The 14,623-nt window shown below is 67.2% G+C and carries 13 protein-coding genes; 8 read left to right on the forward strand and 5 right to left on the reverse strand.

The annotated features are described in order from the left end of the window. Positions 1-405: 405 nt before the first annotated feature. Genes rplE through rplN form a run of 3 tightly spaced genes read right to left on the reverse strand, consistent with a single transcriptional unit; the run spans position 406 to position 1,667 of the window. Complete coding sequence (rplE, locus tag BN3906_RS03750) at positions 406-975, reverse strand: 50S ribosomal protein L5 (RefSeq protein WP_066584288.1); 570 nt, start codon at positions 973-975, stop codon at positions 406-408. After that, the gene (rplX, locus tag BN3906_RS03755) at positions 975-1,289 is read right to left on the reverse strand and encodes a 50S ribosomal protein L24 (RefSeq protein WP_066584301.1); all 315 of its coding nucleotides are present in this window, start codon (positions 1,287-1,289) and stop codon (positions 975-977) included. The genes rplE and rplX overlap by 1 nt, the downstream gene beginning before the upstream one ends. A 3-nt stretch (positions 1,290-1,292) precedes the next feature. Further along, positions 1,293-1,667, reverse strand: coding sequence for a 50S ribosomal protein L14 (rplN, locus tag BN3906_RS03760; RefSeq protein WP_066584307.1), 375 nt, complete (start codon positions 1,665-1,667; stop codon positions 1,293-1,295). Positions 1,668-2,022: 355 nt separating this feature from the next. Between rplN and BN3906_RS03765 the strand changes: the two genes are divergently transcribed. From BN3906_RS03765 to BN3906_RS03780, 4 genes are read left to right on the forward strand one after another with little or no spacing between them, the layout of a single operon-like run. After that, a complete protein-coding gene (locus BN3906_RS03765; protein WP_078057083.1) occupies positions 2,023-3,123 on the forward strand; it encodes a FecCD family ABC transporter permease in 1,101 nt (366 codons plus the stop codon). Further along, positions 3,120-4,232, forward strand: a complete 1,113-nt coding sequence (locus BN3906_RS03770) for a FecCD family ABC transporter permease (protein ID WP_174217091.1) — start codon at positions 3,120-3,122, stop codon at positions 4,230-4,232. The genes BN3906_RS03765 and BN3906_RS03770 overlap by 4 nt, the downstream gene beginning before the upstream one ends. Beyond that, positions 4,229-5,152 (forward strand): ABC transporter ATP-binding protein, encoded by a 924-nt coding sequence (locus BN3906_RS03775; protein ID WP_078057084.1) that lies wholly within the window; start codon positions 4,229-4,231, stop codon positions 5,150-5,152. Before BN3906_RS03770 ends, BN3906_RS03775 begins: the two co-directional genes overlap by 4 nt. 3 nt (positions 5,153-5,155) lie before the next feature. Continuing rightward, positions 5,156-6,052 carry a siderophore-interacting protein gene (locus tag BN3906_RS03780; RefSeq protein WP_078057085.1) on the forward strand — a complete coding sequence of 299 codons (897 nt, stop codon included), beginning with the start codon at positions 5,156-5,158 and terminating at the stop codon, positions 6,050-6,052. A gap of 64 nt (positions 6,053-6,116) precedes the next feature. Here BN3906_RS03780 and BN3906_RS03785 read toward each other — a convergent pair whose 3' ends face one another. Together BN3906_RS03785 and BN3906_RS03790 are read right to left on the reverse strand one after the other, a co-directional pair. After that, positions 6,117-7,358: an MFS transporter gene (locus BN3906_RS03785; protein ID WP_066584309.1), complete on the reverse strand. Its 1,242-nt coding sequence runs from the start codon at positions 7,356-7,358 to the stop codon at positions 6,117-6,119. Between the two features lie 87 nt (positions 7,359-7,445). Continuing rightward, the gene (locus BN3906_RS03790) at positions 7,446-8,486 is read right to left on the reverse strand and encodes an esterase-like activity of phytase family protein (RefSeq protein WP_066584311.1); all 1,041 of its coding nucleotides are present in this window, start codon (positions 8,484-8,486) and stop codon (positions 7,446-7,448) included. A gap of 1,714 nt (positions 8,487-10,200) precedes the next feature. Here BN3906_RS03790 and BN3906_RS03795 point away from each other — a divergent pair. The 4 genes from BN3906_RS03795 to sfnG all read left to right on the forward strand — a co-directional run bounded on the left by BN3906_RS03795 (position 10,201) and on the right by sfnG (position 14,526). Further along, positions 10,201-11,604, forward strand: a complete 1,404-nt coding sequence (locus tag BN3906_RS03795) for an LLM class flavin-dependent oxidoreductase (protein ID WP_066586022.1) — start codon at positions 10,201-10,203, stop codon at positions 11,602-11,604. Beyond that, positions 11,601-12,788, forward strand: a complete 1,188-nt coding sequence (locus BN3906_RS03800) for an acyl-CoA dehydrogenase family protein (RefSeq protein WP_066584313.1) — start codon at positions 11,601-11,603, stop codon at positions 12,786-12,788. The genes BN3906_RS03795 and BN3906_RS03800 overlap by 4 nt, the downstream gene beginning before the upstream one ends. 65 nt (positions 12,789-12,853) lie before the next feature. Continuing rightward, entirely contained in the window at positions 12,854-13,432 is a 579-nt protein-coding gene (locus BN3906_RS03805; protein ID WP_078057216.1) for a flavin reductase family protein, read from the forward strand. Then, a complete protein-coding gene (gene sfnG / locus BN3906_RS03810) occupies positions 13,432-14,526 on the forward strand; it encodes a dimethylsulfone monooxygenase SfnG (RefSeq protein WP_066584321.1) in 1,095 nt (364 codons plus the stop codon). Before BN3906_RS03805 ends, sfnG begins: the two co-directional genes overlap by 1 nt. The last annotated feature ends 97 nt before the right edge of the window (positions 14,527-14,623 follow it).

A 14,623-nucleotide genomic window follows, 5' to 3' on the forward strand; every position in this document is an offset into this window, starting at 1 on the left:
CAGTACAGTCGCCTCCCGGAGCGGAACGCCTGCTCATGCGCCGGTGGGACGCCCAGACCAACCCGGGACGCAGCTGTACTTCACCTCATGACATGCCGGCGTTCACCACCACGTCACTCCCGTGCACCAGACTCTTCATCACAGCCGGGGACTCCGGACTGTGATGCAGAACTCTCTGGTAACACCAGTCACATTAGCATCATGCTTAACATGTGCAACAGGGATTATCTGAGAGCCCCTTACATCCACCCCTCTTCCGGCATATCCGGCGTCTACCCGTTCCGGCCGGGGACACACGGGCCCCGACGGACGCGGACACACGAAAACCCCGCACCGGGAAACCGGTACGGGGTCAGGGTCCAGGCACTCCGGAGCCGATCGAGCCGGCTCCGCGAGATCCCTGTGCTAGTCGTGGTGCTCCGCGGTCTTGAACGGGAAGCCGAGCTTCCTCAGCAGGGCACGGCCCTCATCATCGTTCGTGGCGGTGGTCACCACAGTGATGTTCATGCCACGCGGTCGGTCGATGGAGTCCACGTCGACCTCGTAGAACATGGACTGCTCGGAGAGACCGAAGGTGTAGTTGCCGTGTCCGTCGAACTGGCGGTCGGACAGACCACGGAAGTCCCGGATTCGGGGCAGAGCCACCGTCAGCAGACGGTCCAGGAATTCCCACATACGGTCGCCACGCAGCGTGACGCGGGCACCGATGGGCATTCCCTCACGCAGCTTGAAGTTCGAGATGGCCTTCTTGGCCACCCTGATCTGCGGCTTCTGACCGGTGATGAGGGTCAGGTCACGGATCGCACCGTTGATCAGCTTGGAGTCACGGGCAGCTTCGCCGACACCCATGTTGACGACGACCTTGGTGACACCGGGGATCTGCATGACGTTGTCGAAGTGGAACTCGGTGCTGAGTTCGTCGCGGATCTCGGACTTGTAGCGGGCCTTGAGGCGCGGAGTGTAGTTCTCGCTCATCAGATATCCTTCCCGTTCCGTCGCGAGATGCGGATCTTCTTGCCGTTCTCGTCGAAACGGTAGCCGACACGGGTCGGGTTCCCGTCGGAGTCGAGGACCATCACGTTGGACACGTGAATGGGAGCCTCCTGGGTCACGATGCCGCCGGACTCGGCACCGCGCTCCGGAGCAGAGTTCACGACATGCTTCTTGATGCGGTTCACACCTTCGACAAGCACCTTGTCACGGGCCGGGTAGGCCTCGATGACGCGGCCCTTGGCACCCTTGTCGGGGCCGGAGATGACGAGGACGTTGTCGCCCTTACGGATCTTCATGGGTCAGAGCACCTCCGGAGCGAGAGAGACGATGCGCATGAAACGCTTGTCGCGCAGCTCGCGGGCCACAGGGCCGAAGATGCGGGTACCGCGCGGGTCGGTGTTGTCGGCGCCCTTGATCAGGACAGCGGCGTTCTCGTCAAAGCGGATGTAGGAGCCGTCCGGACGACGGGTCTCCTTCTTCGCGCGGACGATGACGGCCTTGACGATGTCGCCGGCCTTCACTGCGCCGCCGGGGGCAGCTTCCTTGACGGTTCCGACGACAATGTCACCGATACCGCCGGAACGTCGGGTGGATCCGCCGAGCACGCGGATGACCAGGATTTCCCGGGCACCGGTGTTGTCGGCGACCCGCAGACGTGATTCCTGCTGGATCACTTCGAGTCTCCTTGTAGACCTAGTGGTTCTGTGCGCGTGTGGATTTCCGTCCCGCACGCACCGGTCCGTGCCTTCGACGTGGCTCCTCCACAGCGGAGTCCCGGAGGTCTCCGTTCCGTTACGGCACCCCCCGACGGAGGGACCACCGTCCACGGCACGGACACAACGGGCCGGAGCTGCGGGACCACAGGCAACCGCCCAAGTATGCCACCACCCCACCGTCGGCACCAAAACGTTGCACCGGCCCCCGCACCAGAGTTCCTGCAGGGCCGTAGACTGCAGCGGTGATTGCACCCGTAATCACCGCTACGTAAGGTTAACCTGTCCTGCCGTCGACGAAAGAACCTGCGAACCCATGACAACCGGTACCACCACCGGGGATGTCCCGCCCGGGACGACAGCCCCGGGACCCGGCGGCCTCAGCGCCACCGCGGCTCTGCACCGCCGACGACTAGCCGGTCTGGCCGTACTGACCGTGCTGCTGGTCGTCGGTTTCGTGCTCAGCCTCGCCCTCGGATCGAGAAACATCCCGCTCTCAGACATCTGGGGTCTGCTCAAGCAGGTTCCGGGCACTCTCGGCGCCACCGACATCGAGAACACCGACCTCCAGGTCATCGTCGAGTACCGGTGGCCCCGGACCCTGATCGGCATCATCGTCGGCGCCGCCCTGGGTGTCGCCGGCGCCCTGATACAGGGCCACACACGTAACCCGCTGGCAGACCCCGGAATCCTCGGTATCGCCTCCGGTGCGGCACTTGCCGTCGTCATCTCCTTCGCCGTGTTCAACGTCTCGGGGACCTGGGCGACCTCCCTCTGGGCGTTCGGAGGCTCCTGCCTGGCCACCGTAGCGGTGTTCGCTCTGGCATCTTTCTCCGGAGGCAACGTCAATCCGATGACTCTCATCCTCGGAGGCGCCGCCATGAATGCGGTCCTCCAGGCCATCATCTCGGCGTTCGTCCTCACCGACAGCAACAACCTCGACAGAATGAGGTTCTGGACCGTCGGTTCCATCGCCGGACGGGACATGAGCGTCTTCTGGACCGCCCTTCCCGTGGTCCTCATCGGTCTGCTGCTCGCCTTCATGACCGGTCCCACACTCAACCTGCTCAACCTGGGTGACGACGTAGCCACGGCACTCGGCGTCAACACCGGTCGGGCCCGGGTGCTCGGCATGGTCATCATCGCACTGCTGGCCGCGGCCGCTACCGCAGCCGCAGGCCCGGTGAGCTTCCTCGGTCTGGTGATTCCCCACCTGGTGCGCTCCGTCACCGGCCCGGACTACCGCTGGATTCTCCCCTATTCCGCGCTCGGAGGCGCCGTCCTGCTCATCTACGCCGACGTGCTCGGCCGCATCATCACCCGTCCCGGGGAACTTGAGGTCGGCATCGTCCTCGCCTTCGTCGGCGCACCGATCTTCATCTGGATGATCACGAGGAGAAAGGTGGTGGAACTGTGAGCGACACCCGCACCCGCGGTCTGTACCGCTACGTCTCGGACGCCACTGTCCCCGCCCGACCCGCCTTCCGGATCGGTCCGATCTCCACTGTCTGGAGGCCGCGACAGTTCTTCGCCACCGTCAGCCTCATCATTGTCCTGCTCGTCCTCGGTGCAGTGTCCCTCGGACTGGGTGACTACCCGATCAGTCCCCTGCGCGTGGCCGAGATTGTCGTGACCAACGGTGGAACCCGGATCGAGCACCTCGTCGTCTTCGACTGGCGTATGCCGCGCACTCTCACCGCCGTTCTCGTCGGATCCGCCCTGGGTATCTCGGGGGCACTGACACAGTCCGTGACCCGCAATGCGCTGGCCAGTCCCGATATTCTCGGCATCACCACCGGCGCCTCGGCTGCGGCGGTCGCCGTCATCGTGCTCGGGGGCGGTTCGACCGGGGTCGTCGGATGGCTCTCCGAGATCGGTATTCCCCTGGCCGCGCTGGTCGGCGCCTTCCTCACCGGCGCCGTGATCTGGATGCTCGCCTACCGTCGCGGTATCGACCCGTTCCGTCTCGTCCTCGCCGGTATCGTCATCTCCGCCCTGTTGTCCGCGGTCATCAACTACCTCATGACCCGGGCGGACCTGAACGACGCCACCAGCGCACAGATGTGGCTCGCCGGTTCACTCAACTCCGCCGACTGGTCCCGTGCCCGACCGGTTCTCGCGGTGATCGTGCTGCTCACACCGTTCTTCGTCTGGATCACCTTCCAGCTCTTCGCGAACGTGCTCGGCCCCGACGTCGCCAGAGGTCTCGGCCAGAACGTCACCGTCGTGCAGGCCCTGCTCCTGGTCCTGTCGGTTATTCTCGCGGCGATGGCTGTTGCCGCGGCCGGCCCGATCGGGTTCGTCGCCTTCGTCTCTCCCCAGATCGCCCGGCTCATCTGCGGCCGTGACACGCCGCCGGTGGTGGCGTCCGGACTGTTCGGGGCGTCCCTGCTGCTGGCAGCGGACGTGATCACACAGACCTGGCTGCCCGTCGAACTACCCGTCGGCCTGCTGACCTCCGCCGTCGGCGGCCTCTTCCTCATCTACCTGCTCATCAAGACCAACCGGAAGACGACGACCTCATGACCAACATCCCCCACCCCGACAACTCTTCCTCCACCACGGCCGTCCCGGCGACCGCAGACGCCGCAGACGCCGCAAACGCCGCAGACCCCACCGCCGGTGGGGACCTGCCCGCCCACGCCCACGCCCTGACGGTGTCCTCGCTCAAGGTCGGATATACGCCGGACAACCCGGTCATCACCGATCTGTCCGTCCACATCCCCGGAGGAAGAGTCACCACGGTCATCGGACCCAACGGCTGCGGCAAGTCCACGTTCCTGCGCGCCGTCGGCCGTCTCATCCCCTCCCAGGCCGGCACAGTCACCCTCGGAGCGACGGACATCAGCTCAATGAGGCGCAAGGACATCGCCAGGACCATCGGGGTACTCCCCCAGGCGCCGATCGCCCCTCCCGGGCTCATCGTCTCCGACCTCGTCTCGCGGGGACGCCACCCCCACCAGTCCTGGATCAGGCAGTGGTCCTCCTCCGACGAGAAGGAGGTCATGGCAGCCCTGGAGATGACGGACGTCGCAGACCTTGCCGACCGGCCCGTGGACTCCCTGTCGGGCGGTCAACGGCAGCGGGTGTGGATCTCCATGGTGCTCGCCCAGCACACCGAGATCCTCTTCCTCGACGAGCCCACGACCTACCTTGACCTCGCACACTCCATCGAGGTCCTGGACCTCGTCAACCGTCTGCGGCGTGAACTCGACCGCACGGTGGTGATGGTGCTTCACGACCTCAACCTGGCAATCCGCTACTCCGACAACCTCGTCGTCATGCGCGACGGAGACCTCATCGCCACCGGTACACCAGAGTCGGTGATCACCCCGGAACTTCTCATGGACGTCTTCGACCTCGACGCCACCGTCATCGAGGACCCGGTCGTCGGCGGTCCCCTCATTGTCCCCAACGACCCGCACGGGCTCAGGAACAGGAGCTGACCGGTGACGACAATCCCATCCTCCGCCGTCGCCGACACCGCCCTGCGCACCCATCCCGGTCGGGATCTCGCCGGCCCCGGGCGGCTGGTACCCGTGTCCGTCACCGCAGTCACCCAGGTGGCACCCTCTCTCAGGAGGGTCACCCTGCAGGGCCCTGGACTTGCCTCACTCGTTCTCACCGGCCCTGACGAATACTTCGGACTGCTCATGCCCGAACCCGGGGCCACGGTCCCTCCGTTGGAGACCGGTGGCATGAACATCCGTGCCGCCGTCGCGGCCCTGCCCGAGGAAAGCCGCCCGGGTCTGCGCTGGTACACGGTCCGCCATTTCCGGCAGGAGGTACACCGGAACGACGGTGGAACCGTCGGTGAGATAGACCTGGATGTCGTCATGCACGACGACCACCCCGGGCCCGGGGCCCGGTGGATCGCCGACGCCACCGTCGGAGACAGTGCAGCCGTCTGGCTGTGCAACGCCATCTGGATCCGTCATGCCGAACGACCCCTGTTCGTCGCAGACGCCTCCGCGGTCCCCGCCCTCCGCGCGATCCTGGAGTTCACCGAGGACCACCATCCTGACGACCTCTCCCTCTACCACGTCAGAGTCGTCGCCCACACCCCTGATGAACTGGAACCCGGACTGGCGGAAGAGTGGGGTGAACGGGTCGGCTCCCTGTCGATCGTCTACGCCTCTCCCGGCATGGAGGCAGAGGCGGTGTGTGCGGCCCTGCGCCGTGACCGCGGGGCAGGGCACCCGGCCGCGTCGCCCGAGTACGTGTGGGCGTCCGGGGAGGCGGGGATGGCCAAGGCAGTGCGGGGAGTCGCCGTCGACGAGTGGGACGTGGACCGTGACTTCGTCGACTGGGTCGCTTACTGGATCGAGGGACGCCCCCGCCCGTAGGCCGTAGGCGTCCGGACTGACCGGGACAACGCCGGTCAGGGTCGGTCGGGGCCGGTCAGGGCCCTCAGTGACCTGCCAACTCCCGCCAGTGGGTGTCCGTCAGCTCGTCGTCGATGACGGTCTGCTTCCCGGCCCGGATCCCGGCGGCACCCATGACCACAGAAATCACCGCCAGTGCGACGAGAATGCCGTCCCACGAACCGACCTGTTCATGGACCACCCCGAGCAGGAACGGGCCCACCCCGGCGATGAAGTACCCCACAGGCTGGACGAACCCGGACAGTCGCGCCGTGACCAACGGCGCCCTCGACCGCGCCGGAATCAGCGCAATGGCGGTGGGGAAGCAGCAGCCCCCGATCCCCAGCAGAACCGACCACAGCAACGGAACCGTCGACGGGGCCACCCACAGCCCCACGTACCCCGCAGCAGTGACCGCGGCAAAGACGGCGGGGAAAGGCCGCAGGTCCCTCACACGCTCAATGACCACGGGCATGAACAGGCCACCGACGATATTCAACGCACCGATGACAGACAGTCCGATACTGGCGGTGGAGGAACTGACGCCGTTGTCCGTGTAGATCTTCGGCAACCACCCCATCTGGATGTAGGCGTTCATGGCCTGGAGTCCGAAGAAGAGCATGAGGAACCGGGCCGTCGGGGAACGCCACAGGGAGGTCTCCTTCAGTTTCGTGGCAGTCTCGGCGTCGGCCACAACCTCGGACGGGCCCGCCCCGGGAACGTCGCGCCCCACCTTCGGAAGCACCACCGCCCAGACCAGTACCTGGACCACCGCGAGCACCGTCCACACCGCCAGGGCCCACCGCCACGCATCTCCACCGGAGAACCACATCGCAGACAGCGGCCCCAGTGCCCCCGAAGCGCCCAGCCCCACGGAATAGAGTGTCATCAGTACCACGGCGTGGCGTCCCCCGTGGCTTTTCACCCACGCCGGAAGCAGGACGTTCCCCAGTGCGATTCCGCCGACCACACATGCGGTGAGCACGAGGAACAGGGAGATGTCACCCACCCAGGGCCGCAGCGCGAGACCCACCACGGTCAGCACCATTCCGCCGAACAGGGCCCGGCTCAGTCCCACCCGGGTGGCCAGGGGCACCGCCGCAAGTCCCATGACCCCGAAGAGGATCCCCGGCATCGCCGTGATCGCCCCCGCCAACGAGCCGGACGCACCGAAGGTGTCGAGAACGGCGTCGAGCACCGGCCCCAGCGAGGCTATTCCGGCACGGAGATTCACCGCGGCGGCGACAACCGCCGTGACAAGAAGAAGGAAAGTGAGGTTCTTACGCACCCGACCAACCTACTCTGAGACGTCGACACCGGTCGCGGCAACCGCTTCCCGGTGACCGGTGTCAGGAAAGACTGTCCGAAAAGACTGTCAGAACCGACTGTCAGGGGCGTCGAGGAGGAGAGAGTGGACCACCGCCCGCTGCGTACCCTCCGGCGGTGCACTGAAGTTGTCGTCTGTGCCCGCATAGAGAACCCGGCGCCCGTCCTGCCCACGGGGACCCCACGCCAGGGCCTCGACATTGCCGACACGACCGGCACCGAAGAGGACGCCCAGGTCGGCGACAGGTCGGCGGACGAGCAACCGGTCACCGCCGGCGTCCGTCTTCCAGTCCGTGCGCCACAGCACGGCGGAGTTCCCCTCACCCGCCGAGTAGCCGCGTTCCAGCACCAGAAGACTGCCCTGCGGTCCGTCAAGAATTTCGGAGATACCCCGCCCCGGCCATTCGAAGACGGTCGGGCCGTCCTGCCCGTGAACGGTGACGACAGGATGACTGCGGCCCGCCGGGGCCGCTTCCGTGGCAGTGACCACCGACACCCCACCGCCCTCCTGCGGGACGACGGCCAGCCCCTCCAGGCCCTGCGCCGGACGGGTCCCCTCCGGAACCGGCAGAGTGTACCGGGCACGACCGGACCTGTCCGCGACCGTGACCGTGGCGGACCTCTCCGCCGACCAGACCATCCCTGAAACAGGGCCGGGGCCGGTACGGAGGAGACGGATGCTCTCCGGTTCAACTGTGCCGGGACGGTAGGGAACGCCCGCGGAGTCGGTGAATACCACCGGGGTGCCCACCGTACCGGTCACCGGATCCAGCGGGTATGCGCGGACCGGTCCGCGGTTTCCCGGATCATCACTGACGGCGAGACAGGTCACCGCCGTGTCCCCGGAAGTGTCACAGTCGAATCCGGACAGTCCGCCGACCGGTACACGCCCGTAGATTCCCTCACGGGTCTTCGGTGACGCGGAGATCTCCACACTGCCCAGGGCAGTCACGTTCCCGGTGACCCCTCCCGGGGCCGGTTGCCGCGGAGTGTCACCCCGCAGCGCCGCGAGCTGGGACACCCCACCGGTGACCGGTACGAGGAGCAGGGACACCACGACCGCCACCGTAGCCACGACGGCGGTGGACACCCCGGTGAGGGAAGGGGCGCCACGTTCACCTGGGGCGCACCCCTGCGAACCTGTCGGCGTCCTCCACCGTCTCCCCTGCATTCCCTGCCACCCTCTTCCTTCCCCTACTGTCCCCTGTTCTCCCCGACCGTTCCCGACCGTTCCGACCGTCACCCCACCCTACGTTCCGCGCGCTCCGGCGTCCTTTTATTTCACTGTGCTCCGATACGTGGCCGACCCGACAGACCGACTGGTCTACTTGTGGACCATGACCACAGATACCCCAGACCAGCACCAGACCAGTCACGGACCGGGCACAGACCTCCCCCGGCGCAGCATCGCCGTCATCGGGGCCGGTCTCGCCGGAGCCGGAGCGGCTCTCGCCCTCACCCGCGCAGGGTTCCGGGTCGACCTCTACTCCGACCGCACCCGGGACGCCCTGCTCAACGACGTCCCGGCCACCGGCACGGCAATCCTCTTCGGAGCATCGAGGCAAGCCGACGCCGAGATCATCGACGATCTCTACGCCGGAGTCCCCACAGCCCACTTCGGCGCCAGCGCCGCCGGACTGGCGAACCCGGACAGCAGCACCGGTGTCGACAGTTTCCCGGCGTCCTACAACTACGAGGCACAGTCCGTCGACGCCAGACTCCGCGCCGATGACCGGATCGCCGAGTTCCAGCGGCTCGCCGACACCGGAGACACCCCCGGCAGCCGCTTCCACGTCGGCACTGTCACACCCGCCGACCTCGACCGGATCGCCGCCGAACACGACCTGACACTCGTCGCCACCGGAAAAGGAGGACTCGGCGACGCCTTCGCCACCGACAACGAACGGACCCCCTACACCGAACCACAGCGCTACCTGCTCACCGTCACCACCACCGGGCTGCCCGCAGACCACGTCTTCACCGGCAGAACCGGTTCCGGCCGGCTCACCGACAGCTCCGGACGCCCCGTCAACAACGCCCTGCTGTCCCTCCACGAGGAGGGGGAGGTCTTCGTCGGACCGTACCTCCACAAGGACCTCGCCCGTTCGACCGACGGGCAGGACGCCTGGGTCCTGCTAGCCTGGGCCAGGCTCGGAACGGACACGGAGGCAGCATTCCGTTCCGCCACCGACTCCGCCTCCGCACTGCGTGTCCTGCAGGAGCTCCACCACCGGGTACTCCCGGACGTCGCCGGAGACCTCGACCGGCTCAGGACCATCCCGTCGGACCCGCACTCCTGGCTGAAGGGTGCCGTCACCCCCCGGGTGAGGCGTCCCGTCGGGTTCACCGACGGCGGCCACCTGCTCGCGGCACTCGGCGACACCGCCGTCGCCGTTGATCCGATCGCCGGCCAGGGGGCGCAGCTCGGCGACCGGCAGGTCGCCGGACTGCCAGGGGGCGCAGCTCGGCGACCGGCAGGTCGCCGGACTGGTGCGCGGGCTCACCGCCGCAGCCTCCGCCGGACGCGACTGGGACGCCGACCTGCTCACCGAACTGTTCGAACAGCACTGGTCGGACCACGCCGCCGCGGGAGTTGCCGTGACCTCCCTGTTCCTCGGAGATCCGCTGTACACCGACGTCGCCGGAGCCTTCTTCGGCGGTGCCGCCACCGACCCCGCCTACGCCACCGCGCTGTTCTCCCTGTTCTCCGAACCGGCCCCCGCACTGACCCTGCGCACCGCACAGGACGTCGCCGACCTGGCCGGAACATTCCGCGTCTCCCCGGCGTCCTCGGAGGTTCCTGCATGACCCGCCGCATCAGGTTCAACGCCTTCGACATGAGCTGTGTCGTCCACCAGTCCCCGGGTCTGTGGCGTCACCCCGAGGACCAGTCCCACCGATACACCGACCTGCGCTACTGGACCGACCTGGCGCAGCTGCTGGAGCGCGGGATCTTCGACGGCATCTTCATCGCCGATGTCCTCGGACTCTACGACATCTACGGCAGTTCCCCCGACCAGGCGCTCCGCTCCGGGGCACAGGTACCGGTCACTGACCCGCTTCCCCTGGTCAGCGCGATGGCTGCGGTCACGGACAACCTGGGGTTCGGACTGACCACCGGCACCGCCTTCGAGCACCCGTTCCCCTTCGCCCGCCGGATCAGCACCCTCGACCACCTCACCGACGGCCGGCTCGGATGGAACGTCGTCACGGGATACCTCCCCTCCGCCGCAGAGAACCTGCAGTCCCGGGGACAGCTCGACACTTTCGACCACGACGCCCGCTACGACCACGCCGACGAGTACCTGGAAGTCCTCTACAAACTCTGGGAAGGCTCCTGGGAAGATGACGCCGTGATCGCCGACCCGTTGACCGGGGTGTACACGGACCCGTCGAAAGTCCACCCGGTCAACCACCACGGGGCCCGGTACACGGTCCCGGGAATCCACGTCACCGAGCCCTCCCCGCAGCGGACGCCGGTGATCTTCCAGGCCGGGGCGTCCTCACGTGGCAGCGCCTTCGCCGCGACCCACGCCGAAGCTGTGTTCGTCGCGGCCCCCACCCGGGAGAAGCTCGCCGCGGTCGTCAACACCCTCACCACGAAGCTGGAGGAGGCCGGAAGATCCCGCTCTGACGTGGTGATCTACGCGTTGCTGACCGTCATCACCGGTGCCACCGAGGAGGAGGCACAGGCCAAGGCCGCAGAGTACCGCAGCTATGTCGACCCGGAGGGTGCGCTGGCACTGATGTCAGGGTGGATGGGCGTCGACTTCTCCCGTTTCGACCTGGACGACCCTGTCGCCGGGATCGAGTCGAACGCGATCCAGTCGGCCGTGGCGGCCTTTCAGCGTTCCGCCGGGGAGGACGGCCGCGAGTGGACGGTCCGAGAACTCGCCGAGTTCGGCGGTATCGGAGGTACCGGTCCGGTGGTCGTCGGTTCCGGCGAATCGGTCGCCGACCAGCTGGAGGAGTGGGTCGACGCCACCGGTGTCGACGGTTTCAACCTCGCCTACGCGGTCACCCCGGGTACTTTCCGCGACATTGTGGAGTACGTCGTCCCGGTTCTCCAGGCCCGGGGCGAATACCCGGAAGAGTACACCCCGGGAACGCTGCGCCGGAAACTCTTCGGCTCAGACCGGGTCCCCGACAACCACCCGGCCGCCGCCTACCGTACCGCCGTCCCCGCCCAGTCAGGAGAAACCCTGTGACCACCGTATCCCCCACCCCGACAGACTCCGATCTCACCGACCGCTTCCGCCCGGTGTTCGAGGGCATCGCCCTGGGCGCCGCCGACCGCGACCGCAACCGTGAACTGCCCCGGGAACAGATCCGGCAGCTGAGGGACGCCGGGTTCACCGCCCTGCGTGTCCCGGTGGAACTGGGGGGTCTCGGGGCGACCGTACGACAGAGCTTCGCCCTCCTCACCGACCTCGCCGCCGCCGACTCCAACCTCACCCAGGCACTGCGCGTGCACTTCTTCACCGTCGAAGGCTTCATCTCCTCCGGTGACGAGGCGGGACTGCGCGGCGTCGCCGGGGGGAAGATCTTCGGCAACGCCATCTCCGAGAAGGGGACAGGGGCGGTGGAGCGCTACCAGACCCGGCTCACCCCGGGACCGGACGGCGGCTACCTGCTCAACGGCACGAAGTTCTACTCCACCGGCACCCTCTACGCTGACGTGGTCAGTGTGGCTGCCGACCTCGACGGACAACGCGCCACGGTGCTGGTCGACGCCGATGCCGAGGGGGTGCACCAGTTCGACGACTGGGACGGGTTCGGGCAACGTCTCACGGGCTCGGGCACCACCGTCTTCGACGACGTGTCCGTACCCGCTTCCGCCGTGACCGTGGGCGGCTACGGGGATGCGGGGCATGTCCCGGACACCGCCTATCTGCAGCTGTTCCATCTCGCCGCACTGGCCGGCATCGCCCGGCGCGCCGCGGACGACGGACGTGACAGGGTGGCCACCCGGGAGCGGACCTACAGTCACGCCTCCGCCGACCTGCCACGCGAGGATCCTCTGGTGCAGGCCGTGCTGGGCCGGGCGTATTCCGCTGCCTCGGTGGCCCGCGCCTCGGTCCTGGCGGTGGCCGACGCGGTGGCTGTGGCTCTGGCGTCACCCGACGACACAGCGGCTGTGGACGCCGCGGAACTCGCCGCAGCGGAGGCCCAGGTCGTGCTGGTCCCGCTGGTGCTCTCAGCGGTCTCGGAGGTGTTCGAGACCGGTGGATCATCGGTGGTCTCCGAGAAGCTGGACCTGGACCGGCACTGGCGTAACGCCAGGACCCTGGGCGTGCACAATCCTGTGGTGTACAAGCAGCGTGCGGTGGGCGAGTTCCATCTCACCGGGGAGGGCCTGCCTTTCGCCTGGAGTGCCGGAGTACGTCGCTGACCCTTCCATTCAGGGGTTTGGCGAACCCTGGCGGCAGTCACAGACCGAGTGGTCTACTCGTGGTCATGACAACGACAACCACACAAACCGCCCGAACCGACAGCACGACCGGCACGACCCTGACCGGTGTAGCTGCGCCGACAGCACCGGAACTCTCCTCCGCCGCCCCGCTCTCCCCCACCGAACTCCGCGCCGCCTGGGCGTCCATCCCCACACCGATCACCACCGTCGCCGCGGTCGTGGACGGCGCTCCGGTCGGGCTCATCGTCGGATCATATGTCGGTCTTTCCCTCGAACCGGCTCTCGTCGCGGTGAGTATCCAGAAGAGTTCACGGTCGTGGCCCCTGATCCGCCGCGCAGAACACATCGGGGTCTCCGTGCTCACCACCGACCACGCGCCGCTGGTCCGGCAGCTCGCCGGCCCGCAGGACGACAGGTTCACCGGGATCGGGTGGGAGGACGACCGCGGGGCGGTCCTGCTCGAGGACGCCGTGGTCCACCTCACCGGACAGATCACCGAGGAACTCGAGACCGGTGACCACGTCACCGCCATACTCCAGGTCGACCGGGTCATCTCCCGTGCCCCGTCCGCCGCGCCGCTGGTCTTCCACGGCTCCCAGGTGTCGAGCGTGGGAGGGATCTGATGTCCACCGCACGCGTCACCGACAGCATCAGCTTCGCCTACTGGGTACCCAACGTCTCCGGCGGTCTGGTCGTCTCGGACATCGAGCAGACCACCGACTGGGGCATCGACTACAACCGGCGTCTCGCGCGCACCGCTGAGCAGGTCGGCTTCGACTACGCACTCACCCAGGTCCGGTATCTCGGCTCCTACGGTGCAGAGTCGCAGCATGAGTCAGTGAGTTTCTCCCTGGCACTGCTGGAGGCCACCGAAAGGCTCAGGGTCATCGCCGCCGTACACCCCGGTCTCTGGCATCCTGCGGTCCTGGCCAACCTGGCGACCACGGCCGGTGAACTCTATGACGGTCGTTTCGCACTCAACGTCGTGTCCGGCTGGCTTCGCGAGGAGTTCCGGAAGTTCGGGGAGCCCTGGCTGGAACACGATGAACGCTACCGCCGTTCGGCGGAGTTCCTCCAGGTTCTCCGAGCAATTTTCTCCGGCGACCATGCGGAGTTCTCCGGTGACTTCTACCGTCTCCACGACTATTCGGTCAGTCCCCGACCGACGACCGCCCCCGAACTGTTCCAGGGGGGAAACTCCAGCGCCGCCCAGGTCAACGGGGGACGCTACGCTGACTGGTACTTCCTCAACGGTGCCCCGGTCGATGAACTTGCCGACCAGATCGCCCAGGTCCGCCGCCATGCCGAGAAGGCCGGCAGGGAGACGAAGATCGGGGTGAACGCCTTCGTCATCCTCGACGACTCCGAGGCCGGAGCCCATGCAAGGCTGCGTGAGATCATCGACCGGGCCGACCGGGACGCAGTCGAAGGCTTCGCGGAATCCGTGCGCCAGGCCGGACAGTCCTCCTCCGACGGCAAGGGAATGTGGGCCAACTCCTCTTTCGAGGATCTTGTGCAGTACAACGACGGTTTCCGCACCGGTCTGATCGGGACGGCGGAACAGATCACCGACAGGATCAGTGAGTTGCGTGAGATCGGGGTGGACCTGGTACTGACCGGGTACCTGAACTTCCAGGAGGAGCTGGAACGCTTCGGCCGGGAGATCATCGCTCCTCTCCGAGCCTCGGAAACCCCCGTCCCCTCCCCGGTCCCGTGACGGTGCGCACAGCGCCGGATCCACGTCATCACCCCAGTGGCACGACCGGCACAAACGGCACAGCCGATCCCGTCGACGGGGCTCGCTCTGTGGCCGA

Origin of the sequence: Corynebacterium provencense (assembly GCA_900049755.1) — a bacterium.
GTDB classification, from domain to species: domain Bacteria; phylum Actinomycetota; class Actinomycetes; order Mycobacteriales; family Mycobacteriaceae; genus Corynebacterium; species Corynebacterium neomassiliense.

What these genes read in the sequence shown, in the direction of transcription:
- BN3906_RS03765 (WP_078057083.1), top strand. Translation starts at nt 2,023, where the DNA reads ATGACAACCGGTACCACCACCGGGGATGTCCCGCCCGGGACGACAGCC.
- sfnG (WP_066584321.1), top strand. Translation starts at nt 13,432, where the DNA reads ATGTCCACCGCACGCGTCACCGACAGCATCAGCTTCGCCTACTGGGTA.
- rplE (WP_066584288.1), bottom strand. Translation starts at nt 975, where the DNA reads ATGAGCGAGAACTACACTCCGCGCCTCAAGGCCCGCTACAAGTCCGAG.
- rplX (WP_066584301.1), bottom strand. Translation starts at nt 1,289, where the DNA reads ATGAAGATCCGTAAGGGCGACAACGTCCTCGTCATCTCCGGCCCCGAC.
- BN3906_RS03805 (WP_078057216.1), top strand. Translation starts at nt 12,854, where the DNA reads ATGACAACGACAACCACACAAACCGCCCGAACCGACAGCACGACCGGC.
- BN3906_RS03775 (WP_078057084.1), top strand. Translation starts at nt 4,229, where the DNA reads ATGACCAACATCCCCCACCCCGACAACTCTTCCTCCACCACGGCCGTC.
- BN3906_RS03795 (WP_066586022.1), top strand. Translation starts at nt 10,201, where the DNA reads ATGACCCGCCGCATCAGGTTCAACGCCTTCGACATGAGCTGTGTCGTC.